Below are 25,578 nucleotides of genomic sequence, written 5' to 3'. Positions count from 1 at the left end.
AAATATAGTGTTAGTAGTATAATTATTAATTAGATAATTGTATTTTCGCAAACTGAATATAAAATTAACAACAATAAAAATGGCAGTTTTAGCAAAAATTAGACAACGTTCCGCTTTAATGATAGTGGTTATTGCATTCGCATTATTTGCATTTCTAGTACCAAGTCTTTTTGATAAAGGAAATTTTGGTAGTACTTCTAAAGATGTGGGAAGCATAAATGGAAAAGATATTTCATTTGAAGACTTTAGGGTAAAAGTGAGCAATGTTGAAAAAAGTCAACAAGGAATTACTGCAACTGCAGCCGCCAATAGAGTTTGGGATCAAGAAGTTACCATTGCTTTGCTAACATCACAGTTTGATAAATTGGGATTGAGAGTAGGTTCAAAACACATCTTGGAAATCTTGAAAGCAGATCAAAACATTGGAAAAAACCCATTGTTTTTGAACGCTGCGGGAGGTTTTGACGAAGCAAAATTCAAGGAATACTTCAAGTCAAATCCTGAGCAAGCACAATTCTTGAAAGACAGGGAAAAAGATGCCGAGTTGAATGCCAAATATCAAATTTACGGTAATTTGATAAAAGCGGGATTATACACTACTGAAAGTGAAGGAAAATTGAAATATGAAATGGAATCAAACAAAGCAAGCTTTGCTTATGTTGCCGGATTGTATTCTACCATTAAAGACAGTGATGTAAAAGTTTCAGATGATGAAATTGTTGCGTTCATGAAGAAAAACGAGAAAAAATACAAAGCCGACGAAACTCGCGAAATCGAATATGTCTTGATCGAAGACAAAGCTTCTCCGGAAGATGTAGCTGAAGTAAAAGCCAAAGTAAGTGCTTTGTTGTCAGGAAGCGTGGTGTACAACCAAGCAACTGGAAAAAACGATACTTTGCCAGGATTCAAAGCAGCTACAAACGTGGTTGAATTCGTAAATTCAAATTCTGACGTTCCTTATGATTCTACTTATGTGGCCAAAAAAGATTTGCCAGCTGTAGATGCCGATAAATTGTACAACTTGGCTCCAGGAGAAATTTACGGGCCTTACATGTTCGGAAAATACTATTGTATTTCTAAATCATTGGGTAGAAAAGTTGGGGTAAATGCAAAAGCAAGCCACATTCTTATCGGTTACGAAGGTTCTCAAACTCCAAACACAAAAGAAAAAAGAACCAAAGAAGAAGCAAAAGCAAAAGCAGAAGCTATCTTGGCTCAAGTAAATTCAAATCCTGATAGTTTCTTGATGTTGGCTTTCACTGCATCGGATGATTCATCTGCACAACAAGGTGGTGATTTAGGATTTTTTGGTCCAAACCAAATGGTAAAACCTTTCAATGATTTTGTGTTCGGTAGCCCAATTGGAAAAGTTGGTTTGGTAGAAACTCCTTTTGGTTTCCATATCATTAAAGTAACAGACAAGCAAGACGGAGTTCGTTTGGCAACTATCGCCCAAAAAGTGGATGCTTCAGAAGCTACTTCGGATAAAGTTTTTACTCAAGCAACCAAATTCGAAATGGATGCTATCGATAAAGATTTCAATAAAACTGCAGCAGCAATGAAATTGACTGTCGCAATGCCAGTAAGTGCAAAAGCTATGGACGAATCTTTTGGGCCATTAGGAAACCAAAGAAATATCGTGAGATGGGCATTTGAAGACGGAACAGACGTTGGAGCCATCAAAAGATTTGAAGTGGCTAATTTGGGTCACGTGATTGCCAAACTTAAAAAAGTAAATGACGAAGGATTAATGGCTGTTGACGTGGTTAGATCTTATGTAGAGCCAATTCTTAAAAACAAGAAAAAAGCCGAGTTAATCAAAGCTAAAATGACTGGAAGCTCATTGGATGCCATTGCAAAAGCAGTTCGTGCACCAATTCAACAAGCTGTGGACGTTACTATGGATAACCCAGTTTTGACAGGTGGAGTGGGACAAGAGCCTAAAGTGGTTGGAAACGCATTCGCATTGGCAACAGGAAAACTGTCTGCTCCAATCGAAGGGAACACTGGAGTTTATGTAGTGTTGAACAAAAGTACTTTCAAAGCACCAGCCTTGAAAAGCCACGCAGCTTACGTGAGTAAATTAAAAGCGCAAAGCGCAGGTGATGCCAACAGAGTGGTTCCAGCTTTGAAAGATATTGCAAAAATTGAAGACAACAGAAGCAAATTCCAATACTAAATTGAACACTGTCTTAAATATAAAAATCCCGAGCAATCGGGATTTTTTTTGTTTTGGATTGTAGCTAATTGTTTTTCTGTAATGAATGATATTTTTAGTAGATTTGGTTGGTGGACAATTGAAATGGATACGGATTGGAAATCCTCGTTGTCGGGATGTAGATGTGCAAACAAATATTGCGGTAACAATACAAAAAACAGATGATGTCAACAAAACTTTTTAAATACAGTAGATTAGCGTGTTTGTTTTTACTGATAAATTGCTCTAATACGAAATTAGAAAAGAATAGACTGGTTGGTCATTGGACAGGAAAGATTCCTGAGACTTCTGCCGAATTATATTTTAATAAAGATGGAAGTGGCTCAATATTTTACTCTAATTTTAAAACCACGACTTACTTTAAGTATATTATAAAATATGACTCGATTCTATCCTTAGGTCGAGGAATTTCCAAATCTGAACATTATTTCAAAATTAAGGGTACAGAATTGCAATTACGGCCTTTAAAATCTGGTGAAGAAACAATAGACATAATAAATGAATTTACATTTTTGAAGGTGCCTAATAGTTCTGATATGCGATAAATATCTCAATTTGATTAGTCCTCCGCACCAGAGGGTTTGTATTTTATTAGTTTTGCCGTTACCCAGAAATGAATACAAATAAAATTTCCTAGAACTACAATATCATATCCTTATAAGAAACGATTGTTTTGAAACCTCTTTCCCTGAAATAATCGGTCGGGTTTTCTTTGGCGATGGCCAAAACAAAATCGCCTCCCCAAGCACCAAGACTTTTGATGATGCCGTCAAAATCGGGAAACAAGGATTCTTTTATGGTTTTCATTTCAAGAATGTTGCTCATTTCGGCTTCGTGTTCTTCCAATGCCGTGGCAAATTCCCGAAGGGTTTTGGTATTTAAAACCTCTTGTGTCAGCAAGTCAATCTTGGTGATGTTTTCGACCAAGTCTTCGTTCTTGTTGTTGTAATAAGAAGCGATGGCTGCCTTGCTGCTTTGCTTTTTGTCCAGATAAACGAAATGCAGGTTTTTGGCAAATTCAGGTTCGAAAGTTACTTTTTCGACAACAGGATTTCCGTTTTCCAAATGATACAAAATAGGATTGTTGTTTTGGGCGCAAGCAATATCATATCCGCTGCCACCAAAACTGTTGTTCAGCAACACAAAGGCGTCAATTTTCAGCCACTGCGCAATATTGTTGATCAAGGTAGAGGAAGTTCCCAAGCCCCAATTTCTGGGAAAAGTAAGTGTCGTTTTGATTTGAAAACCTTCTGATTTTGGAATTGTATCAGGATTCAATAAATGCCCTTGGTGCAGGATTTCGATTAAGGTGTTTCTTTTGGAAGTTGATGAATCGGCAATTTTTTTTTGGAAAATGTCTTCAAATGAAAGCGTTTCTTCCAGCCAAATACTTCCATCTGAATCGAAACTGGTCCATTTTATTTCTTGGTTGCCGCCTTTTTCCACAATCAGGTTTTGTCCAAATTTGGTGGGCAAGGCAAAAGCTTTCGCACCATCAAGAACCAAATATTCTCCCGTGATTAATAATTTTCCGTTACTGTAAAATTCTTTTTTCATTTAGTTTATAGGGTTCTCTTTTAACCACAAATTGCACAAATTATCACAAATTAATTCGTGATAATTTGTACAATTTGTGGTTGATATTAAATTTGTCTTCTTAAAATTTCAATATATTCCACAACGGCACTGTGCGAAACCACGTGGTGCTTGAAGTGTTTTCGAATCAAAAGTCGTTCTTCATCATTCGCGTCGAATTGGTTCAGGATGTTGTTCAGGTGCATTTTCATGTGTCCGTCTTGAATTCCCGTGGTGGTCAACGAGCGCAAGGCTGCAAAATTTTGTGCCAAGCCGGCAACCGCCACAAATTGCATCAACTCTTTCGCAGATGGATTTTCCAGCATTTCCAAACATAATTTTACCAATGGATGCAACGAAGTCAGTCCACCAACGGTTCCTAATGCCAACGGAACTTCCAGCCAAAAATTAAAAATACCGTTTTCGATTTTGGCGTGCGACAAACTTGTGTAATTTCCGTTTCGGGAAGCATAAGCGTGAATTCCGGCTTCGACTGCACGGAAATCATTGCCCGTGGCCAACACGACGGCGTCGATTCCGTTCATGATTCCCTTGTTGTGGGTTACGGCTCGAAAAGGTTCCACTTCGGCGATTTGAACGGCACGAACGAATCTTTCGGCAAAGGCTTTTGGATTCGGGATGTGTTTTTCGACCAAGTCGTCAACAGGACAGGAAACTTCTGCACGAACAATGCAGTTTGGAACATAATTTGAGAGAATGCTCATCACGACTTCGATGTCCTTTTCTTCCTCGGTAAACAAATCATAAACTTGGGCTTCTTCTTTCAAGGTTTTGGCAAATTGCTCCAAACACGAATTGATAAAATTCGCTCCCATACTGTCTTTGGTGTCGAAAGTGGCGTGCAGTTGAAAGTAGTTGGGCAATAAATTGGTTTTGTCATTCAGGGCAATATCCAGAATTCCGCCGCCGCGTTTTTGCATGTTTTTGGTGATGCTTTCGGTGTTGGTGAAGAATTTGTTTTTAATCTGGGTAAAGAACAATTCCAGTTTTGATTCGTCGCCTTTGAATATAAAATGTACCTGACCTATTTTTTCGGTGTCGATGACGGTAGCTTTAAATCCGCCACGAGTGGACCAGAATTTCGCCGATTTTGATGCTGCAGCCACCACGGAACTTTCCTCAATAGCCATGGGAATGCTGCTGTATTTGCTGTTAATCAAGAAATTGGGCGCAACGCCAAGTGGAATGTAGAAATTGCTTATTGTGTTTTCTATGAATTCATCGTGTAATTTTTGGAGTTTTTCGTCCGCATTCCAATAGTTTTTAAGGATGGAAATGGCTTCTTCGGGATTGGAAAAATATTCTTTGGCAATCCAGTTTATTTTTTCTTCTTTGGATAATTTAGAAAATCCGGCGACGGCGTTGCTCATGGTCTTTAGATAACGGTTTTTGATGCGGCAAAGATACGGTTTCCATTTAATCGGAATAGTTTTCCGTGAATTTGTTCAGGGCTTTCATTTTTAAAATTTTTTAGCCACGAATTTCACGAATGAACACGAATTCACAAAGAACAAAACAAATTAACACTAATTTTATTTTATTTAAAATGAATTTGTCTAATTTAGAAAGTCAAAATTTGTGTTCATTCGTGAAATTCGTGGCTACTTTTTTTTCTTTTTTAAAAGTGAACGTACAAGAATTTGTTGTTTCCGAAAACTAAAAATTACATTCCCGTTCTAATCGCTTCTACAGGATCCAGTTTTGAGGCTGCAATGGCGGGAAGAATTCCTGAAATCAAGCCGATTATTGCGGCAAGTCCAGTTCCTAAAAGAATGTTTCCCATTCCCAAAACGAATTCAAATTCCAAAGCTTTGGTCAAAATCATGGCGATAATCCAAACCATAAACAACCCAATAATTCCGCCAATTACCGAAAGAATAATAGCTTCGAAGAGGAATTGGAACAATATAAATCGGTTTTTGGCACCCAAAGATTTCTGGATTCCTATGAGGTTGGTTCGTTCTTTTACTGAAACAAACATGATATTGGCAATCCCAAAACCGCCCACAAGCAAGGAAAATCCACTGATTATCCATCCTACAAGATTCATTTTGGAAATAATTCCGTCTATCAAATCCGTGAATCCCGAGAAAACGTTGATGAAAAAGTTGTCGATTTCGCCAGATTTCACGCCACGAAAGCTTCTTAGTTTCTGGCTAATTTCGGCTTTGTAAGCTTCCATGTCGACTCCCGCTTTGGGTTTGAAAATAATCACGTTTACGACAGACTTATTATTGTCGCCAATGAGCTGTCTGACAAAATTCACTGGAATGAAGGCAGAAGTGTCGTTGTTGTTCCCGAATGACAAGCCGCTGCCTTTCTTTTTCAAAACCCCGATGACGGTAAATCGCTGTCCGTACAATCGAACTTTTTTTCCAATGGGGTCGAAATCGCCAAACAAATTTTCTGCAATTTCTTTTCCTATGACTACAACCGGAGTGGCTGAATTGGCTTCGGATTCGGTGTAAAAGCGTCCTTCGTCAAATTCCAGACCTTGTATGTCTATAAATTCGTGGGAAACCGGAACGATATTGACGGAAGAAACCGTGTTCGATTCGTATTTGATGGATTCCCTGTTGGTAAATATTTGGTAGCCCAATTGCTCCGTATTGGTCATTGCGCCTTTCAAATAAATGTATTCATCATATTTTACATTGGGGAATTGCTCTCTTTTCCATTCCGGAATTTCGGAAGGGCCAAACGACATTTTCATTAAATAAATGGTGTTTTTGTCCAAAGAACTTAAATCCTTTGTGATTTTTCTGTCCAAAGAATCCACGGCGGCAAGCACTGCGATAATCGAGAAAATCCCTATGGTGACACCAAGTAACGACAATAGTGTGCGCAGTTTGTTGTTTCGCAAGGCATTCATCGCAAAACGGAAACTCTCTGATAACAGTCGGAAATAAACCAGCATAAAACGGTGTTTAGTGTTATTGTAAAATTCCAAAAATTTTATTCATAAACCTAATGAAAATTCACTGTTACATTGGTATTGTTTTTTAAAATATTGTTACAGAAATAGATTTGAATTTTATCGTCAAAAAAACTACTTTTGCTCCACAAAATTCTAACTACGCCATGAACACAACAAAAACAATTAAATCAGCATTAATTTCTGTCTTTTCAAAAGAAGGTCTGGAGCCAATAATAAAAAAGTTACACGAGCAAAATGTAATCTTTTATTCTACTGGAGGAACTGAAGAGTTTATCAAAAACCTAGGTATTCCAGTTGTTCCCGTAGAAGATGTTACTTCTTATCCATCCATTCTTGGTGGAAGGGTGAAAACTTTGCACCCAAAAGTTTTTGGCGGAATCTTGAATCGTCAAGACAACGAAAGCGATGTGCAACAAATGAAGGAATACGATATTCCTCAAATTGATTTGGTGATTGTTGACTTGTATCCTTTCGAAAAAACGGTTGCTTCCGGAGCCAGCGAAAGTGATATTATCGAAAAAATTGATATTGGTGGTATTTCGTTGATTCGTGCTGCCGCAAAAAATTTCAAAGATACTGTAATCGTTCCTTCGGTTGCAGAATACAGTTTGCTTTTGGATGTCATCAGCAAACAAAACGGAGCCACAACATTGGAAGATAGAAAATTGTTTGCCACAAAAGCATTCCACGTTTCTTCACATTATGATACTGCTATTTTTAATTATTTCAATACCGACGAAACCATTTTAAAAACCAGTATTGCTGAAGGACAAGTTTTGAGATATGGAGAGAATCCACACCAAAAAGGATTTTTCTTTGGTGATTTTGATGCCATGTTCAACAAAGTGCATGGAAAAGAATTGTCATACAACAATTTATTGGATGTGGATGCAGCCGTAAATTTGATTAACGAATTCAAAAATGACGGACCAACGTTCGCCATTTTGAAACACAATAATGCTTGCGGATTGGCAACTAGAGCAACCATCAGTGAAGCTTATAATGCAGCTTTGGCTTGCGATCCAACTTCTGCCTTTGGCGGTGTTTTGATTGCCAATACAAAAATTGACGTGGCTACAGCCAACGAAATAAACAAATTATTCTGCGAAGTGGTAATCGCTCCAAGTTATGATGAAGCAGCGATTGCGATTTTGCAAGAAAAGAAAAACAGAATTATTTTGGTTCAAAACGAAGTGGAATTGCCTCAAAAACAAGTGCGAACTTGCTTGAACGGACTTTTGGTTCAAGAAAGAAACAACATCACCGATACTAAAGAGGACTTAAAAACCGTTACCTTAACAGCACCAACGGCCCAAGAAGTGGAAGATTTAATTTTCGCTTCAAAAGTTTGCAAGAACACAAAATCAAACACGATTGTATTTGCCAAAAATGGCACTTTGATTTCGTCTGGAACAGGACAAACCTCAAGAGTGGATGCCTTGTTGCAGGCTATCGAAAAAGCACGTACATTTGGATTTAGCTTGGAAGGTGCTTCTATGGCCAGCGACGCATTTTTTCCTTTCCCGGATTGCGTGGAAATTGCAAAAAAGGCTGGAATAACAGCGGTTATCCAACCAGGAGGATCAATAAAAGACCAATTGAGCATCGATTATTGCAATGAAAATAAACTTGCAATGGTATTTACAGGAACACGTCATTTCAAACATTAATTTGTTTAGCTTTGTACGTCACAAATTTATAACTTTTAAACCCTTAAAAATTTATGGGATTTTTTGATTTCATGACTGAGGATATCGCGATAGACCTTGGTACCGCAAACACTTTAATCATACATAATGATAAAGTCGTAATTGACAGCCCTTCGATAGTTGCTCGTGATAGAGTATCAGGAAAAATCATTGCCGTTGGTAAAGAAGCCAATATGATGCAAGGGAAAACCCATGAAAACATTAAAACGATAAGGCCTTTGAAAGACGGTGTAATTGCCGATTTTGATGCTTCCGAAAAAATGATCAGCATGCTTATCAAAAGTATTCCGGCATTGAAAAAAAGAATGTTTACTCCAGCATTGAGAATGGTGGTTTGTATTCCTTCAGGAATTACCGAAGTGGAGATGAGAGCGGTAAAAGAATCCTGCGAAAGAGTAAATGGTAAAGAAGTATATTTGATTCACGAACCAATGGCTGCGGCAATTGGTATCGGTATTGACATCATGCAGCCAAAAGGAAACATGATTGTGGATATCGGAGGTGGAACAACAGAAATAGCCGTAATCGCTTTGGGCGGAATTGTGTGCGACAAATCGGTGAAAATTGCCGGTGACGTTTTTACCAATGACATCGTGTATTACATGCGTACCCAACACAACCTTTTTGTTGGGGAAAGTACAGCCGAGAAAATAAAAATTCAAGTAGGGGCAGCCATCGAAGATTTGGAAACTCCTCCAGAAGAAATGTCTGTTCAAGGTAGAGATTTATTGACGGGTAAACCAAAACAAGTAGCGGTTTCTTATAGAGAAATTGCCAAAGCTTTGGACAAATCCATTCAAAGAATCGAGGATGCCGTAATGGAAACCTTGTCTCAAACACCTCCAGAATTAGCAGCGGATATTTACAACACGGGAATTTATCTTGCCGGTGGAGGATCGATGTTGAGAGGACTTGACAAAAGAATTTCACAAAAAACAGATTTGCCGGTTTACATCGCCGAAGATCCATTAAGAGCGGTAGTTCGTGGTACGGGAATGGCGCTTAAAAATCTAGCGAAATTCAAAAGTGTCTTGATTAAATAGGACAAAGATTCGGTTGACGACGTTGGGTTTATAGTTTTACACATCTATTATACAGGTATAATATGCAGCAAATATTTAATTTTATTTATAAAAACAGTAATAGATTACTGTTTTTGCTGCTTTTGGGCATTTCGTTATTTCTCACCATTCAATCCCATTCGTATCATCGAAGTAAAGTGATTAGTTCTGCCAATTTTTTGAGTGGCGGAGTCTATGAACGAATCAACAACGTGAGTGAGTATTTGAATTTGAGGATCCAGAATGATGCACTTGCGCAAGAAAATGCGAAACTAAGAAGCCTGCTTTTTGATAAAAAAGATACTGCTTCTGTGCCAAAATTGGATAGTATCAGAGGATTGCATCCGACCGATATCATTGTTTCAAAAGTGATTCACAACTCCTTTAATTCACACGAAAATTATTTGACACTGAATTCAGGTAGTTTGCAAGGCGTGAAACCGGATATGGGTGTTATTAATAGTTTAGGAATTGTAGGGATAATTGACAACACTTCTTCAAATTATTCGACAGTGATCAGTATCTTGAACACAAAATCCCAAATAAACGCCAAACTTAAAAAATCAGATCATTTTGGTTCTTTGAGTTGGAATGGAAAAAGTACTGGTTTTGTACAATTGACGGACGTTCCTAGATTGGCCGCCATTCGAAAAGGTGATACTATCGTGACAGGAGGGCAATCGGTTATATTTCCCGAAAACATCAACATAGGAACTATTGACAAAGTAGAAATAGATAATGAAACCCATTATTATACTATACAAGTTAAGTTATTTAATGACATGACTAATTTGGGTCACGTGTATATCATAAAAAGTAAAGACCGCGAAGAAATTATCAATTTAGAAAAAATGAGAGAAAAAGATGAATAGTGCTTTATTCGTAAATATTTTTCGTTTTCTGCTTTTGCTGGCAGTTCAAATTATTGTGTTTAACAATATGAACTTTTTGGGCTATATCAGTCCATTTCCGTATTTACTTTTCATAATATTATATCCGGTAAACGGGAATAAATTTGGCTTGCTTTTTGCTAGTTTTCTTCTTGGAATTATTATGGACATGTTTAGCAATTCAGGAGGAATCCACACTACGGCTTGTTTGATTTTGGCTTATTATAGACCCTACCTTTTCAGGTTTTCTTTTGGACTCAGTTACGAATACCAAACCGTGAAATTGAATGATGTATTGACGCCTGAAAGGTTTTCATTCATATTACTCTCGGTAGTAATTCATCATTTCATCTTGTTTATATTGGAAGCCTTTGAAATCAGCTTTTTCTTTGATGTCTTGATTAGAACACTATTAAGCACTGTTTTTACAATAATAATCTGCATTATAATTATATATCTTATAAAGCCGAATAAACGATGAGAAAATTGCTGCTTCCTTCATTGATAATCATTGTAGCGTCTTTACTGGTATTGCGTCTTTTCTATTTGCAAATTATTGACGATTCCTTAAAATTAAAATCAGACAATAATGCCATTAAAATAAAATATGATTACCCCGAAAGAGGTTATATTTATGATAGAAATGGAAAGTTGTTAGTGGCAAACCAGCCTTCGTATGACATTATGGTCATTCCAAGAGATGTTAAGAATATTGATACCTTGGAATTATGCGAATTATTGAACATTACCAAAGAAGATTTTCTGGGAAAAATAGCTAAAGCGAAGGTTTACAGTCCTAGGTTGCCTTCCGTATTTTTGCCTCAATTGAACAAAACAGAATTTGCCGCATTTCAGGAAAAAATTAGAAAATTCGAAGGGTTTTATTTCCAAAAACGTTCACTTCGGGACTATCAAGTGAACTTTGGAGCCAATATTTTTGGTTTCATTACACAGGTCAACGAAAAATTGATTGAAAAAAATCCGTATTACAATAGTGGGGATTTGATAGGGAAACAAGGAGTTGAAGAAAGTTATGAGGAAGTCCTGCGCGGAATCAAAGGCGTGAAATATTATCAAAAAGATAAGTTCAATCGTGAAATTGGCTCTTTCAAAGACGGGAAATACGATACCATTGCCGTTCAAGGGGAAGATATCAATCTTACCATCGATATGCTGCTTCAACAATATGGCGAAGAATTGATGGTTAACAAGAGAGGAGGAATTGTTGCCATAGAACCCAAAACAGGAGAAATTTTGGCATTGGTAACCGCTCCATCTTATGACCCAGCAATTTTGGTAGGGCGTCAACGGTCTAAAAATTATACACTATTGTACCGCGATTCTATTGCAAAACCGCTTTATGACCGAGGATTGTTGGCTGAATATCCGCCAGGATCTCCGTTTAAAATTCTTACAGGTCTAATAGGTTTACAAGAGGGGGTAATTAATGAACAAACTACTTTTATGTGTAATCACGGTTTTGCTTATGCTCCCGGTAGATTTCAAAGATGCCACTGTGGTGGAGGCTCAAGAGATATGCATGTTGGAATATATAAATCGTGTAATGCTTATTTTTCCAATGTTTATTTGCGAACCATTGGCAAGTATGCAAGCGCACCTTATGCCGTGGATGTGTGGAGTAATCACGTGAAAAGTTTTGGACTGGGACAATTTATGGGTTATGATTTGCCGACAGGTAAAAGAGGAAAGATACCCAATTCAAAAACGTATAAAAAAATATATCCTGATTGGCGTTGGAGTGGAAAAACAATTATATCAAATGCCATTGGTCAAGGTGAAGTTGTAATGACTCCAATTCAGCTGGCCAATATGATGGCTACCGTTGCCAATCAAGGCTATTATTATACGCCTCATATCATCAAAAAAATCAAGGGAGAAAAAATTGATCCTAAATTCACGACAAAACATGTAACCACGATTGACAAAAAATATTTTGCGCCAATGATTAGTGGTTTGTTTGATGTTTATAATTTGGGAACTGCCGCTGGTTTGAGAGTGGAAGGAATAGATATTTGCGGAAAAACAGGAACTGCCGAAAATTTTGCCAAGATTAACGGAGTGAGAACTAAAATGGAAGACCATTCTATTTTTGTGGCTTTTGCACCGAAAGACAATCCTAAAATTGCCATAGCTGTCATGATAGAAAATGGTGGATTTGGTTCCACAATTGCGGGGCCAATTGCCAGTTTAATGATCGAGAAATACCTTAGAGGAAAGATTACCAGAACTGATTTGGAAAAAAGAACACTTGAGAGAAGTTTGCAGGGTCGTTATGCTAAATTAGGAGGTCTCTCAGAAGCGGTAAAGGCAGAAATAAGAAGAAAGGATTCTATTGCAAAATCGAAAATAATAGTTCCAAAAGTAAAAGTTGACACTACCAAGACAAATTAACAAGCGATTCATTTGAAATGAAAAATCAAAGTTTAACCAATAATATTGACTGGATTTGCATCGTCATCTATATTTTATTAGTGATAATGGGATGGCTGAACATATACTCCTCCTCATTGTCGTCTACAGAAGGTATAGCCGACAAGCAGTTGATATTTATTATTTTGACTATTCCGTTAATCTTTGTTTTGCTTTATGTAGATGGTAAATTTTACGAGAAATACGCCAGCATAATATATGGGGTTGCTCTCTTGCTATTGCTGGGATTGTTTGCGTTTGGAAAAACTATTGCAGGTCAGCGCTGTTGGTATGCCATTGGGGGTTTTACGCTTCAACCGTCGGAATTTGCAAAAGCCGCTACGGCATTGGCTTTGGCCAAATATTTAAGTGATACCCAAATCAATTTAAAGGATGTCAATCGACAAATACAGGTTTTAGCCATCTTGTTTTTGCCCGTGATGCTCATATTGCCACAGCCAGATCCGGGAAGCGCCTTGATTTACAGTGTTTTTATTATTGTTTTATACCGTGAAGGATTGCCGGCTTGGTATGTTGTGACTGGATTTTCAGCTATTGTTCTATTTGTGTTGACGCTTGTTTTAGAGCCCCAATATGTAATACTCATTGCTTTAATTGTAATTGTTTTTATTCATTTCAAATCAAGATTAGGCGATCGGAATTTGGTTTTAAGCGGAATTCTTTTTGCCCTAATATCAGGATTTGTCTTGTCTGTAAACTACGTTTTTACGCATGTTTTTAAACAACACCACCGTGATCGTTTCAATATATTGTTGGGAAAATCGGTCGATATGAAAGGTATCGGTTATAATACAAACCAATCGGAGATTGCCATTGGTTCTGGAGGCTGGTTTGGAAAAGGATTTCTTGAAGGAACACAAACCAAAGGAGGATTTGTACCCGAACAACACACGGATTACATCTTTACAACCGTAGGAGAGGAGTGGGGATTCTTGGGGTCACTACTTGTAATTGCTTTGTTTGTTGGCTTGTTTCTTCGTATAATTTATTTGGCCGAGAGACAAAAAACAAAATTTAGCCGTGTTTACGGGTATTGTGTGGCGGGGATTTTATTTATTCATTTCTTTGTGAATATTGCTATGGTAGTGGGAGTTTTTCCAACTATTGGTGTGCCGTTGCCTTTCTTTTCTTATGGAGGTTCCGGACTTTGGGGTTTCACCATTTTGCTCTTTATTTTTATAAAGATGGATGCCAACAAGGTAAATGAGTGGTAGTTTTTTAATTAAAACTCCAAGCTTTATAATCGCTGTTTTTCTCTAAACTGTTTTCGGCTTTGTCATTCAATTTTGGAAAGAAATCAATTCCCGTCATTTTTTCGACAGTGTCAACAGAAACCACGAAATCATAAATTGCCTTGTCGCTTTTTTTGCTCGGAACCAAAAACGCAATCATTCGGTATTGTCCATTGGAATTGTCCAACAAGATTTTGTAAAAATAATTGGGAACAGAAACTTTTTCTTTGCCGATTGTTTTGAGAGTAGGTTGTAAAACCCCACCAGTAATCACGTAAATTCCATCATATTTGGTTGCCCAATAACGAACTTTTTGTTCCAATCTGTTCCAGATTCCACCGTTAAAGTTATGAATTTGTGGCGAAATATTTGAAGTAAAAAAAGTGTCGTTATATGCGTTGAGAGCAAATTCCATATCTCCGGCGGGGCAGAGATGCCCTTTGTCATAACCTGATTTTTTATAATTTCGCCAGTCGGCCGAACCTGTTTTTACCTTTGGGTCTTCAATAAAATAAGGCCTTTTATAGTCACTATTTTTTACGTAACTTTTCTTCAATTCATAGGCTACCCATTCTGCCTGTTCGTGTTTTTCGCTATAGGACAAAGTGTAATAATCGTGTTTAATGATTTGGTTTGTAGTTGATGAAGGCAGGAAATCAAAAGGTTGATTTTGTTGATTTTGACTCCTCTTTTGGTTTTTAGAATCTTCAGGTAACAAATCGAAGGCCGAAACCAATCCAAAAAGGACTGCCGTAATTATGCAAAAACTAAAAACGCTCCAGAAATTTTTTCTTAATTTCTGGAGCGCAATAGCATTTGATACAGGTTTTGTTTTATTCATTAATAAAAGTAATTCCTATGATTTAACTAATTTTTGTTTTTTCATTGCTACTGGTGGAACACTTTTTTTGATGACAGGCTCGTCTTGTAAATCATCCAAGACATTTAAAGCTTCTTCAACATAGATGTCTTTAGATAAACTTTCGTGCCATCTCTCTCTCTTTTCTTTGAGAGATGCATCTTTTTTCATCGCTTCATTTTCTTGAGGCAAAGATGTAAACTTTAAGTGATAATCATAATCTGTTATCGCCTTGAATTTTTTATTGGTTTCTTCTATAGCTGATTGGTTCTTTTTAAATTCATCCATTTTTAAGCTATATACGTTTTCTTTGCTTCTTTGGTCAATCCATTTTGCATTTTCTTCGATTAATTTAAACTGTGGATTCTGTGCGATTCTTTTTTTGCTTTCGGCAATTGCTTTGTCAAAATTGGCATTGTTTTTCCAAGTGGTATATGGTGCAGGGTCTATTTTATCCCATGGCATTGCAGAATCACCATCACGTTCTCCCATTTTTAGATAGGCATATTTGTCCGGCATGACAATATCACTGCTCACGCCTTCCAGTTGGGTTGAACCTCCGTTTATTCTATAAAATTTCTGGGTAGTTGTTTTTAAGGCGCCTAAATCTCCAGTGCTGCTGCTGCGAACAAATTTATTCAAATCAATAACGTTTTGAACCGTTCCTTTACCATAAGTTTGTTTACTGCCCAAGATAATTCCTCTTTTATAGTCTTGAATGGCTGCTGCCAAAATCTCTGAAGCCGAGGCAGAAAAACTATTGACCATAATTACCAATGGCCCATTCCATTCGATTTTTTTGTCCCTGTCATACAAAACTTCTTTTTTTCTATCAGCCGATTTGATTTGTACAATTGGTCCTTGCTCGATAAATAACCCGGCGATGTCCACAACTGTCGAAAGCGAACCTCCTCCATCGTCACGAACGTCTAATACAATTCCGTTTACACCCGCTTTTTTCAAGGATTCTACTTCGGCGGCAATATCTTTTCCGGCATCTCGACCATCGGCATTTTCAAAATCAATGTAGAATTTAGGCAAATAAATCACCCCGTATTTCACTCCATTTCTTTCCACCACGCTTGATTTTGCGTAAGTTTCTTCAATTTCTACAATATCTCTTATGATAGAAATAGTTTTGATGGAACCGTCCACTTTCTTAACGGTAAGGCGAACTTCGGAGCCTTTTGGTCCTTTAATTTTTTTGACAACATCGTCCAGACGCATTCCAACAATGTCAAGAGGTTCGCCATTTCCTTGGGCTACTTTCATGATTACATCGCCTGCTTCCAGCTGTTTTCCTCTCCAGGCTGGTCCTCCGGAAATAAGTTCGGTGATTTCGGTAAAGTCATTTTTCTTTTGAAGACGCGCCCCAATTCCTTCGAATTTTCCGCTGATGCTTACATCGAAACGTTCTTTTTCTTCGGGTGGAAAATAATTGGTGTGTGGGTCAAATCTTGCCGTAATGGAGTTCACATAGATGGAAAACCAATCGTCTCGGGTTAATTCCTTCATAAAACCAAAATATTCGTTCAATGATTTCAAGGAACTTTCACGGGTTATTTTTTCTAATTCCTCATAAGTTTTTGGTTTTCCGTCTGATGATTTGTCATTTTTCGAATAGTTTAAATCATCGTTAAATTCAGCAGATTTTAACACGTCGGAACTGCTTTTGGCATCTTTGTCCACAATCCCTTTTTCTTTGTTTTCCTGGATTTTCAAGCGATCGGTCAATGAGGAAAGGGTTGACAACTTTAGTTGTTTACGCCATTTTTCTTTTAATTCCCCTATATTTTTGGCATAAGGCTCTTTTTCATAATCCGTATTGAAAGTTTCCTCAATGGTATAATCAAAAGGAGTGCTTAAAATATCTTTATATAAATTTTTGCCTTCTTCCATTCTCTTAATCAAACGGTTGTAAGTAAGATTGAAAAAAGTCAAGTCTTTGTTCAATAATTGATTGTCAAGTTGGGTTTCAAATTTTGAAAACTCGTCGATGTCTGATTGCAGGAAAAATCTTTTGGACGGATCCAATGCCTGGATATAGTCTTTATATATGCCTTTAGAAAAAGTGTCGTCAATTGCAGCTGGACTATAGTGGCCTTTCTCTATTACAAAAGTCAATAATTCCAAAAGCATTTTGTCCTTTTCAGAATTGACGCTTTGGGTGGAATTATTTCTAAATGCAAACAAGGTCGCCGAAAGTAAAACCACGGCAAGAATTATTTTATAATTTCTTTTCATAAAGTCAATAATAGTATTCATATTTGTTTTAAAATCTAAATTACGGTAAAAACTATGCCAACAAATACCGGGCTCGCATAAATTTTTGTTAAAGATATAAAAATGTTTTTTTTGTTTCGGGTTTAATCTTCGAACTAGATTAATTTTGTTTCTTTGTTTGCTGAAAATCACAACGTTTTTATTTGAAATTTAACCATCTTAATTTGAAAATTTATTCAATGCAAAAAGACAAACCTTTAATCTTGGTGACCAATGACGACGGGATTTCGGCTCCCGGAATTCGAGCATTAATTGCCGTAATGGCAGAAATAGGCAATGTTGTGGTCGTAGCTCCGGATAGTCCTCAAAGTGCAACGGGACATGCCATTACAATAAACGACACCTTGTATATCAATAAAATTTCCAAAGAAAATGATCTCATTGCCGAATACAGTTGTTCTGGAACTCCTGTTGATTCCGTAAAATTGGCAGTCAACGAAGTCATTAAACGAAAGCCTGATTTGTGCGTTTCTGGAATTAATCATGGTTCCAATTCGTCGATTAACGTGATATATTCAGGAACGATGAGTGCGGCCGTTGAAGCTGGAATTGAAGGAATTCCCGCTATTGGTTTTTCATTGCTGGATTATGATTGGAATGCCGATTTTGAACCCATCAAATCTTTTATCCGAACCATTACTTTGGAAGTTTTGGAAAAAGGACTGCCAGAAAGTGTGGTTTTGAACGTGAATTTCCCCAAATTAGGTGAAAAAGAAATTAAAGGAATAAAAATCTGCCGCCAAGCAAAAGCACTTTGGATGGAAAAATTCGACAAGCGAAAAACACCTCAAGGCAGAGATTATTATTGGTTAACGGGTGAATTTGTAAATCAAGACCATGGCGAAGATACCGATGAATGGGCACTTGCCAATGGTTATATTTCGGTAGTGCCAGTGCAGTTTGATTTAACGGCACATCACGCCATACAACAACTTAACACCTGGAAATGGAATGAGTAAAATTGATATATTGTTAGGTTTCGTGATAGGGATTTTGGCTTCGTTATTGGGCAGTTTTCTTTTCATCAAAATTTTTACCGCCTATGATTTTATGGCAGGCGTTGAATCGATGAAAGCTGAGGGGAAGCTTGGCAAATTAATTACGTTGGGGTCGATTCTTGATTTAGTGGCTTTTGGCATTTTGCTAAAAATGAATAAAGAAATTATGGCTCGTGGCGTCGTTTTGGCCGTTATTATAATTACTATTATCACTTTATTTGCATAAATTTATGCTTTAAACAAAGATTAAATAACAAAAATGAAATACTACATAATAGCAGGAGAAGCCTCGGGAGATTTACATGGTGCTAATTTGATGAAAGCTTTGTACAAAGAAGATTCCAATGCCGACATTCGGTTTTGGGGTGGAGACTTGATGCAAAAAGTGGGTGGCACTTTGGTGAAACATTATCGTGACTTGGCTTTTATGGGTTTTGTGGAAGTGTTGTTTCACTTGAAAACGATTTTGAACAACATTAAAATATGTAAGAAAGACATTAACGATTTTAAGCCGGACGTGATTGTTTTTATCGATTATCCCGGTTTCAATTTGCGTATTGCCAAATGGGCAAAAGAACAAGGAATTAAGACTCATTACTATATTTCGCCTCAAATTTGGGCTTGGAAAGAAAATCGCATCACCGAAATCAAACGCGATGTTGACAAGATGTACGTGATTCTGCCATTCGAAAAAGATTTTTATGAAGGCAAACATCATTTTCCGGTTGAATTTGTTGGTCATCCTCTGATTGATGCCATTCATAATCATCCTGCAATGGATGCTGCTGTTTTTAGAAAAGAAAATCTTTTGAATGAAAAACCAATTATTGCCATTTTGCCGGGCAGCCGCAAGCAGGAAATTACCAAAATGCTGTCGGTGATGTTGAGCGTGGTCAATGACTTTCCGGATTATCAATTCGTGATTGCCGGAGCGCCAAGCCAGGAATTTTCTTTTTACGAAGGTTTTATTACCAATGAAAACATCAAATTTGTCTCGAACAAAACCTATGATTTGTTGAGCAATGCCACGGCAGCATTGGTTACTTCTGGAACGGCAACATTAGAAACCGCACTTTTTAAAGTGCCGGAAGTGGTTTGCTACAAAGGCAGTTGGATTTCGTATCAAATTGCCAAACGCATTATTACTCTTAAATATATTTCCTTGGTCAACTTGATTATGGACAAAGAAGTCGTGACCGAATTGATTCAAGAGGATTGCAATGCAAAGCGTATTCGGGAGGAGTTGAAAAAAATAACAGAACCTAATTATCGCCAAAATCTTTTGGAAAAATACGATATTTTGGAACAAAAATTGGGAGGCATTGGCGCCAGCGAAAAGACAGCTAAATTGATTGTGGAAGATTTGAAATAATTTTTTTAATATCAGATAAATTAAAGTTATTTCCGATTAAAAATTGTTTACTTTTATAATTATGAAAGTGTTGCAGTTTCCATTGGCGAGAATAACGATTGGTTTTGTGGCCGGAATTCTGGTTGCTTATTACTTCAAACCGACTGTTTCGTTTGTTTTTTCTCTGCTTTTTGTTGTTGGTTGTGCTTTCATTATTGCTTTTTTTGTTTCGAAAAAAACTGCCGTAAACCCAATATATTTTGGACTGACAACTTATTTTCTTGCTTTTGCCATTGGAGCAAGCACCCAAGTCATCCACACGGATTCTTTTCAATCGACCAATTATATTTACGCTAAAGCAGTTTTTGAAGAGCCACATTCGGTGTCGGTCACCATTCGAGAAAAACTGCGAAGTTCCAGTTTTAACGACCGTTATGTTGTTCTTGTAAACCAAATTGATGGTGTGGTAAAGTCGGGAAGATTGCTTTTGAATGTTCGAAAAGACAGCTTGAATCATCCATTCGAAATTGGAAATCATTTGCAAATCAAAGGGAGTTTATACCAAAACGGTCCAGCCAAAAATCCGAATCAATTTGATTACGGAAAGTATCTTGAAGGCAAACAAATTTATGCGCAGATGTATGCCGATGCATCCGAAATAAAAACAGGGACCATAATTCAAAAAGATGTTTGGTATTATACTTCGAAACTGCGGACCAAAATCATTCGAAACTTGGAGAAAAGCAATTTCAACAAAGCCGAATTGAATGTTGCCATCGCCTTGATTTTGGGGCAACAACAGGATATTTCGCCGGAGATTATCAAGGATTATCAATACGCTGGAGCGGTACATATTTTATCGGTTTCGGGATTGCATATAGGGTTTATTTTGCTTTTCGTGACTTTTCTTTTAAAGCCTTTTCCTAACACTCGACGGGGTTCGTTTATCAAGTTGATTATTATTTTGTTGTCTTTGTCATTGTTCGGTTTGATAGCCGGTTTGGCTCCATCGGTGCTCCGTTCGGTTACGATGTTTTCGTTTGTCGCCATCGGAATGTATTTAAGGCGAAGTACCAATATTTTTCATACTTTGCTGGTTTCTATGTTGCTCATTTTGCTTTTTCAACCCTCATTTTTGTTTGATGTGGGATTTCAATTGAGTTATCTGGCCTTGTTTTTTATTCTTTGGTTGCAACCTTTTTTGGCACAAATTTGGACACCAAAAAATAAAATTGCTCATTATTTTTGGGAAATATTGACCGTTTCTTTAGCAGCACAAATTGGTACTTTGCCATTGAGTATTTATTATTTCCACCAATTTCCGGGTTTGTTTTTTGTGACCAATTTGGTTATTATTCCTTTTTTGAGCATGATAATGGGTTTGGGTGTTTTGGTAATGGTTTTGGCTGCATTCGATTTTGTTCCGTTGTTTTTAGTCAAATCGTTGGAGTGGAGCATTTATTTTTTGAACAAAATCATCAATTCCATTGCTTCGTTAGAGCAATTCATCTTTCGGGATATTCCGTTCAATTGGCAGTTGATGGTGGGCTTGTATTTATTGATTATTAGCACAATTATTTGGTTTAAGAAACCAAGTTTCAAAAGATTGGTTTTGGTATTGATTGGGGTGCTTATTTGTCAAATTGCCTATTTCGAAACACTTTGGACTATTGAAAACCAGAGAGAATTAGTTATTTTCAATTCTAAAAATAACACTATGATTGCAGAAAGAGAGGGGGCTGACATTACTTTGTATGCCAATGACATTCTTTTGAAAACAGTGTCAAAAAATAACACTCTAGCTTCTTATTCGATGGGGAATTTCAGTAGTTTTAAATTCAAAAAAAGATTGCGAAACTTGATTTATTTTAATGGAAATAAAATCTTGGTTGTGGATAGCTTGGGCGTTTATCCAATGGATATTCGTCCAGATATTGTGGTATTCACCCAATCTCCAAAAATTAATTTTGAACGTTTCCTGCAAACCATTAAACCCAAAATGGTTGTTGCCGATGCCTCGAATTTCAAAACGATTCAAAAATTATGGAAGGCGACTTGCCTAAAAGAGAAAATCACTTTTCACGCAACTGGCGAAAAGGGATTTTATAGATTGGATTGAAAAATTACTTCTTTTTTAGGATTCCATCGGCGACAGCTAGCCAAGCCGCAGGGCCTCCGGCAACATAACCCGTGTTTCCAATTCCGGTATAACTGGGTTTCCCGCTTTTTACATTGGCAGTGGCAAACCAAACGGTAGGGAATCCTTGAATTCCGAATGTTTGTTGTAAACCATTATTTTGATTTTTGATAACATCGGATTGTTGTTTTCCTCTAGGAAAATCCAATTCTACCAAAACAACATTTTTAGTGGCCCATTTTGCAAACTCGGGTGTTTTCAATACCTCTTTTTGCAAACGGATACACCATCCACACCAGTCGCTACCGGTAAAAAAAAGCAACATCGGTTTCTTGGTTTTATTCGAAACTTTTATGGCTTTGTTGATGTCGGTTTCCCATTTCAATTCTTGGGCTTCCACTGCGAAAGAACCCAATACGACTAATAATGTTATAAATATCTTCTTCATTTTTATATAATTTTTTTAAATTTTCGCCCAAAAACAATGCCATTATTTTACGCCGTGCATCAATTTTTTGATGACTGGTGACATAATAATAGCAAAGATGCCCACCACAATTGAAATCAGTGTCAGCATCCAAAAGAAATAACTCAATCCGTGTTCGTTGGCAATTTTGTCGATATTCTCGCCAAACATTCCCGCTCCTTTCATGCCAATTGCGACTGCAAGATACCAAACTCCGAACATAAATGCAATCATTCTGGCTGGAACCAATTTACTCACGTTAGATAGACCAACTGGTGAAATGCACAATTCGGCCATAGTGTGAAAAAGATAAACCAGAATTAGCCAAATCATGCTGACCGAAGCCGTTTTGGCTCCAGGCTCGATGTCTTTGGCTCCAAATGCCACGCAAGCCATTCCCAAGGCAAGCAACATCATTCCGATTCCGTATTTGAAATTTACGGAAGGGTTGTATTTGCTTTCCCACCATTTCGAAAACAAGGGAGCCAGCGAAATGATGAACAAGGAATTCAAGGTAGAAAACCAGGTTGCGGCCACTTCGGTCAATGGTTCGGTTACTTTGTCAATTTTTAAAAATTGTAATGTTTCATCCGACAAGGATAAATAACCAGCGGTGTAATAATCTTTGGCCAACATCCATAAGGCGATAGTCCAAATAATCACGAAACTGGCACTTAAAATTATGGCAGCCAAGGTGTATTTTTTGAAAGTTTGTTTAAATAATAAAGTCAATACCCAAGTTATAATGGCCAAAGGCAAAATGGTAATCAAGGAATTGACCACCAGAAAAATTACGCTCCAATTGCCTTCCAAAACACGATTGGTGTAATCGGCAGCAAAAATGGTCAAACTGTTTGGGGATTGTTCGAAAATGGCCCAGAAGAAAATGGTCAGAAACGCAAAAAAGGTCACTGCCATCAACTTTTCTTTCGTGATTTTGGAATATTGGGTAAATCTATAAGCAAGCAAAATAATAAACAAAACCAAAGCTGTAAGAATGGCAATTGAATTTCCGTTTTCGCCCAGAAATCCGAAAACATCTATTTTTCCTCCTGAAATTTTTGAAACCGGAGCATTCAAAATCCACAACAATCCCAAGCTGGCCATTATCGCAATTAATCCCAATTGGATTGGTGTGAAAGGGTTTCTTTTGTCGCTATCCGATACTTCTATTTTTGCCTTGCTTTCTTTGTTTGGCTTTAAGCCAATGTTGCCAAATATGTTTTGGGACAACCAAAATTGCAACATCCCGAAGAACATAAAAATTCCTGCCAATCCAAAACCGTAACTCCAGCCCACTTTTTCGCCCAAATAGCCGCAAAGCAAGATTCCAAAGAAAGCACCAGCATTCACGCCCATATAAAACAGGGTATAAGCTCCGTCTTTTTTGTCGGGTCGGTCTTTGTACATTTCGGAAATGATGGAAACCATATTGGGTTTGAAGAATCCGTTGCCAAAAACCAATAAAACCAATCCCAAATAAATGGAAAACTCGGTTTCCACGGCCATCGAGGCATGTCCCAAAGTCATCAGGCAAGCTCCAACGACAACGGCCCAACGAAAACCAATGACTTTATCGGCAAAATATCCGCCCAACATCGTGGACAAATAAACCAGTCCAACGTAAGAACCAAAAAGGGATGAAGCATTTTCGCGACTCCATTCCCAACCTCCGTCCATTGCCGATGCTGTCAGGAATAAAATAAGCAGGGAGCGCATTCCGTAGAAGGAGAATCGTTCCCACATTTCGGTAAAAAACAGCACAAATAATCCTGCTGGATGGCCTAAAACGGGGTTCTTGAAAAATTGGTCAGTGGTATTTTGAGTCATATAATTTTATTTTACTTCCTGCATTAATTTTTTTACCAAAGGCGAAATCAGTATCAATAACAATCCTGCTGCCAAGGCGTAGATTCCTAATTGTTTGTAGCCATCAGCATACACGATTAGTTTTTCGGCATTGGTGGCATTCTCTGAAGCTCCGGCAATATTGGCACCCAATAAGCCGGCGAAATATTGTCCGTAAGCACTGGCCAGAAACCACATTCCCATAATTACGGCCTGCAGCTTTTGCGGTGATAATTTGGTCATTACCGACATTCCAATTGGTGACAAACACAATTCGCCAAAAGTAATGACAAACCAACCAAAAGTGAATAAGTTTAATGACGTTTTGCCATCCGGTCCGGCAAAGAATTTAGTGTAATAGAATATCCAAAAACCAGCACCAAGCAGTAAAAATCCCAACCCAAACTTAACAACCGTATTGGGTTCTATTTTTCTTTTTGCCATCCAAATCCATAGAATTCCGAGCAATCCAGCAAAGATAATTACGAATAAAGCTCCAGAAGAATTATTTACTCCATTGGGATCAACCTCAACACCAAGAAGTTTGTTCTGTAAATTATTGGCGGCAAACAAACTTAATGATCCTCCACTTTGCTCATAGAATGCCCAAAAGAAAATGGAGAAAAGGATAAATACCAAAGCTGCCAATAATTTCTTGACCTGTACTGCTGAAAGATTTCGCATTTCATAAAACAAGTACAAGATGGAAGCCGGGCCAATTATCATCATGAAATAATCAGTGTAAACCGTATTGGCAACCATTAAAATGATAATGGGAATTAGTATTAACGAGCCAATATAGGTTAAAACTTCATATATTTTTCTTTTGGATTTTTCTATAGTCATTAAAGGAGACAATCCAATTTCTCCTAAACTTTTTTGCGTTTGTGTAAACGTCAGCAAGCTAATAAACATCAAGACTGCAGCAAATCCAAAAGCATAATTCCAACGAAGATTTTCTGGCACAAAACCTGCCCAAAGATTCCCGTTGGCAACTGCGATACAAACATAACCGCCCAATAACGCACCAAGATTAATTCCGGCATAGAAAAGAGAGAAACCTGCATCCCGCCTCACATCACCATCTTTATATAATTGTCCAACCATGGAAGAAATGTTGGGTTTGAAAAAACCTGTTCCAACAATGGTAAAACCAATTCCGGTGAAAAACAACTCTTTTGGACTAACCGCTAAAATCACGCTTCCGATAATCATTAAAATCCCTCCCCAAAAAAGTGATTTTCTAAAACCCAGAATTTTGTCTGCAAACAATCCTCCAATAAATGTGAAAGCATAAACCCAAGCTTGAGTGGCTCCGTATTGCAAGTTGGCAGTTGTTTCATCCATCTTCAGTTGGCCTACCATAAAGACGGCCAACATTCCACGCATTCCGTAGAAACTGAATCGTTCCCACATTTCGCTGAAAAACAAATGCCACAATTGTTTTGGATACTTCCCTTCAAAATTTTGAATTTGCTCTAAAGTTAAATTTTCACTCATAAATTAGTGGATTAAAAAAACAAACCTACAAGATGCTTTGT

Annotated in this window: 20 protein-coding genes; 12 read left to right on the top strand and 8 right to left on the bottom strand. The window is 37.4% G+C overall.

Annotated features, from left to right (window positions below):
* Positions 1-79: 79 nt before the first annotated feature.
* Together OZP13_RS13600 and OZP13_RS13595 are read left to right on the top strand one after the other, a co-directional pair.
* Positions 80-2,179: a peptidylprolyl isomerase gene (locus OZP13_RS13600; protein ID WP_281297477.1), complete on the top strand. Its 2,100-nt coding sequence runs from the start codon at positions 80-82 to the stop codon at positions 2,177-2,179.
* 203 nt (positions 2,180-2,382) lie between these two features.
* Complete coding sequence (locus OZP13_RS13595) at positions 2,383-2,763, top strand: hypothetical protein (protein ID WP_281297476.1); 381 nt, start codon at positions 2,383-2,385, stop codon at positions 2,761-2,763.
* A 94-nt stretch (positions 2,764-2,857) separates the two neighbouring features.
* Here the strand turns inward: OZP13_RS13595 and OZP13_RS13590 are convergent, their stop codons facing one another.
* The 3 genes from OZP13_RS13590 to OZP13_RS13580 form a co-directional block, all read right to left on the bottom strand.
* Positions 2,858-3,775, bottom strand: a complete 918-nt coding sequence (locus OZP13_RS13590) for a GYDIA family GHMP kinase (protein WP_281297475.1) — start codon at positions 3,773-3,775, stop codon at positions 2,858-2,860.
* Between the two features lie 86 nt (positions 3,776-3,861).
* Positions 3,862-5,184: a hydroxymethylglutaryl-CoA reductase, degradative gene (locus OZP13_RS13585; protein WP_281297474.1), complete on the bottom strand. Its 1,323-nt coding sequence runs from the start codon at positions 5,182-5,184 to the stop codon at positions 3,862-3,864.
* Between the two features lie 293 nt (positions 5,185-5,477).
* A complete protein-coding gene (locus OZP13_RS13580; RefSeq protein WP_281297473.1) occupies positions 5,478-6,731 on the bottom strand; it encodes an ABC transporter permease in 1,254 nt (417 codons plus the stop codon).
* A 164-nt stretch (positions 6,732-6,895) separates the two neighbouring features.
* Between OZP13_RS13580 and purH the strand changes: the two genes are divergently transcribed.
* From purH to rodA, 6 genes are all read left to right on the top strand, one after another.
* Entirely contained in the window at positions 6,896-8,422 is a 1,527-nt protein-coding gene (purH, locus tag OZP13_RS13575; RefSeq protein WP_281297472.1) for a bifunctional phosphoribosylaminoimidazolecarboxamide formyltransferase/IMP cyclohydrolase, read from the top strand.
* Positions 8,423-8,475: 53 nt separating this feature from the next.
* Positions 8,476-9,504, top strand: a complete 1,029-nt coding sequence (locus tag OZP13_RS13570) for a rod shape-determining protein (protein ID WP_281297471.1) — start codon at positions 8,476-8,478, stop codon at positions 9,502-9,504.
* A gap of 62 nt (positions 9,505-9,566) precedes the next feature.
* Complete coding sequence (mreC, locus tag OZP13_RS13565) at positions 9,567-10,394, top strand: rod shape-determining protein MreC (protein WP_269240619.1); 828 nt, start codon at positions 9,567-9,569, stop codon at positions 10,392-10,394.
* A complete protein-coding gene (locus tag OZP13_RS13560; RefSeq protein ID WP_269240618.1) occupies positions 10,387-10,893 on the top strand; it encodes a rod shape-determining protein MreD in 507 nt (168 codons plus the stop codon). Before mreC ends, OZP13_RS13560 begins: the two co-directional genes overlap by 8 nt.
* Positions 10,890-12,824, top strand: coding sequence for a penicillin-binding protein 2 (gene mrdA / locus OZP13_RS13555; protein WP_281297470.1), 1,935 nt, complete (start codon positions 10,890-10,892; stop codon positions 12,822-12,824). Before OZP13_RS13560 ends, mrdA begins: the two co-directional genes overlap by 4 nt.
* 17 nt (positions 12,825-12,841) lie before the next feature.
* A complete protein-coding gene (rodA, locus tag OZP13_RS13550; protein WP_269240617.1) occupies positions 12,842-14,077 on the top strand; it encodes a rod shape-determining protein RodA in 1,236 nt (411 codons plus the stop codon).
* A 4-nt stretch (positions 14,078-14,081) separates the two neighbouring features.
* Here rodA and OZP13_RS13545 read toward each other — a convergent pair whose 3' ends face one another.
* Together OZP13_RS13545 and OZP13_RS13540 are read right to left on the bottom strand one after the other, a co-directional pair.
* Positions 14,082-14,936: a DNA/RNA non-specific endonuclease gene (locus tag OZP13_RS13545; protein WP_269240616.1), complete on the bottom strand. Its 855-nt coding sequence runs from the start codon at positions 14,934-14,936 to the stop codon at positions 14,082-14,084.
* A 15-nt stretch (positions 14,937-14,951) separates the two neighbouring features.
* A complete protein-coding gene (locus tag OZP13_RS13540; protein ID WP_281297469.1) occupies positions 14,952-17,219 on the bottom strand; it encodes a carboxy terminal-processing peptidase in 2,268 nt (755 codons plus the stop codon).
* A 197-nt stretch (positions 17,220-17,416) separates the two neighbouring features.
* On the opposite strand from OZP13_RS13540, the gene surE reads away from it, so the two are divergent.
* The 4 genes from surE to OZP13_RS13520 are packed head-to-tail and all read left to right on the top strand — an operon-like array spanning position 17,417 to position 21,705.
* Positions 17,417-18,196: a 5'/3'-nucleotidase SurE gene (gene surE, locus OZP13_RS13535; RefSeq protein WP_281297468.1), complete on the top strand. Its 780-nt coding sequence runs from the start codon at positions 17,417-17,419 to the stop codon at positions 18,194-18,196.
* On the top strand, positions 18,189-18,461 hold the full coding sequence (locus OZP13_RS13530) for a hypothetical protein (protein ID WP_269240614.1): 273 nt from the start codon (positions 18,189-18,191) through the stop codon (positions 18,459-18,461). Before surE ends, OZP13_RS13530 begins: the two co-directional genes overlap by 8 nt.
* Positions 18,462-18,494: 33 nt before the next feature.
* The gene (gene lpxB / locus OZP13_RS13525; protein ID WP_269240613.1) at positions 18,495-19,607 is read left to right on the top strand and encodes a lipid-A-disaccharide synthase; all 1,113 of its coding nucleotides are present in this window, start codon (positions 18,495-18,497) and stop codon (positions 19,605-19,607) included.
* Between the two features lie 43 nt (positions 19,608-19,650).
* Entirely contained in the window at positions 19,651-21,705 is a 2,055-nt protein-coding gene (locus OZP13_RS13520) for a ComEC/Rec2 family competence protein (protein ID WP_349293476.1), read from the top strand.
* Between the two features lie 4 nt (positions 21,706-21,709).
* On the opposite strand, the gene OZP13_RS13515 is transcribed toward OZP13_RS13520, so the two are convergent.
* The 3 genes from OZP13_RS13515 to OZP13_RS13505 are packed head-to-tail and all read right to left on the bottom strand — an operon-like array spanning position 21,710 to position 25,537.
* Complete coding sequence (locus tag OZP13_RS13515; protein ID WP_281297467.1) at positions 21,710-22,171, bottom strand: thioredoxin family protein; 462 nt, start codon at positions 22,169-22,171, stop codon at positions 21,710-21,712.
* A gap of 42 nt (positions 22,172-22,213) precedes the next feature.
* Complete coding sequence (locus OZP13_RS13510) at positions 22,214-24,019, bottom strand: peptide MFS transporter (RefSeq protein ID WP_281297466.1); 1,806 nt, start codon at positions 24,017-24,019, stop codon at positions 22,214-22,216.
* 6 nt (positions 24,020-24,025) lie between these two features.
* A complete protein-coding gene (locus OZP13_RS13505; protein WP_281297465.1) occupies positions 24,026-25,537 on the bottom strand; it encodes a peptide MFS transporter in 1,512 nt (503 codons plus the stop codon).
* Between the last annotated feature and the right edge of the window lie 41 nt (positions 25,538-25,578).

Source organism: Flavobacterium limnophilum, assembly GCF_027111315.2.
GTDB classification, from domain to species: domain Bacteria; phylum Bacteroidota; class Bacteroidia; order Flavobacteriales; family Flavobacteriaceae; genus Flavobacterium; species Flavobacterium limnophilum.
The sequence above is the reverse complement of the archived record's forward strand: the minus strand, read 5'-3'. Positions and strand labels throughout refer to the sequence as shown.

Excerpts from the sequence above, each read along its gene's own strand:
- rodA (WP_269240617.1), top strand. The coding sequence starts at position 12,842 with ATGAAAAATCAAAGTTTAACCAATAATATTGACTGGATTTGCATCGTC.
- OZP13_RS13560 (WP_269240618.1), top strand. The coding sequence starts at position 10,387 with ATGAATAGTGCTTTATTCGTAAATATTTTTCGTTTTCTGCTTTTGCTG.
- OZP13_RS13545 (WP_269240616.1), bottom strand. The coding sequence starts at position 14,936 with ATGAATAAAACAAAACCTGTATCAAATGCTATTGCGCTCCAGAAATTA.
- OZP13_RS13585 (WP_281297474.1), bottom strand. The coding sequence starts at position 5,184 with ATGAGCAACGCCGTCGCCGGATTTTCTAAATTATCCAAAGAAGAAAAA.
- OZP13_RS13570 (WP_281297471.1), top strand. The coding sequence starts at position 8,476 with ATGGGATTTTTTGATTTCATGACTGAGGATATCGCGATAGACCTTGGT.
- surE (WP_281297468.1), top strand. The coding sequence starts at position 17,417 with ATGCAAAAAGACAAACCTTTAATCTTGGTGACCAATGACGACGGGATT.
- OZP13_RS13600 (WP_281297477.1), top strand. The coding sequence starts at position 80 with ATGGCAGTTTTAGCAAAAATTAGACAACGTTCCGCTTTAATGATAGTG.
- OZP13_RS13595 (WP_281297476.1), top strand. The coding sequence starts at position 2,383 with ATGTCAACAAAACTTTTTAAATACAGTAGATTAGCGTGTTTGTTTTTA.
- OZP13_RS13505 (WP_281297465.1), bottom strand. The coding sequence starts at position 25,537 with ATGAGTGAAAATTTAACTTTAGAGCAAATTCAAAATTTTGAAGGGAAG.
- mrdA (WP_281297470.1), top strand. The coding sequence starts at position 10,890 with ATGAGAAAATTGCTGCTTCCTTCATTGATAATCATTGTAGCGTCTTTA.
- OZP13_RS13540 (WP_281297469.1), bottom strand. The coding sequence starts at position 17,219 with ATGAATACTATTATTGACTTTATGAAAAGAAATTATAAAATAATTCTT.
- OZP13_RS13510 (WP_281297466.1), bottom strand. The coding sequence starts at position 24,019 with ATGACTCAAAATACCACTGACCAATTTTTCAAGAACCCCGTTTTAGGC.
- OZP13_RS13590 (WP_281297475.1), bottom strand. The coding sequence starts at position 3,775 with ATGAAAAAAGAATTTTACAGTAACGGAAAATTATTAATCACGGGAGAA.
- lpxB (WP_269240613.1), top strand. The coding sequence starts at position 18,495 with ATGAAATACTACATAATAGCAGGAGAAGCCTCGGGAGATTTACATGGT.
- purH (WP_281297472.1), top strand. The coding sequence starts at position 6,896 with ATGAACACAACAAAAACAATTAAATCAGCATTAATTTCTGTCTTTTCA.
- OZP13_RS13580 (WP_281297473.1), bottom strand. The coding sequence starts at position 6,731 with ATGCTGGTTTATTTCCGACTGTTATCAGAGAGTTTCCGTTTTGCGATG.
- mreC (WP_269240619.1), top strand. The coding sequence starts at position 9,567 with ATGCAGCAAATATTTAATTTTATTTATAAAAACAGTAATAGATTACTG.
- OZP13_RS13530 (WP_269240614.1), top strand. The coding sequence starts at position 18,189 with ATGAGTAAAATTGATATATTGTTAGGTTTCGTGATAGGGATTTTGGCT.
- OZP13_RS13515 (WP_281297467.1), bottom strand. The coding sequence starts at position 22,171 with ATGAAGAAGATATTTATAACATTATTAGTCGTATTGGGTTCTTTCGCA.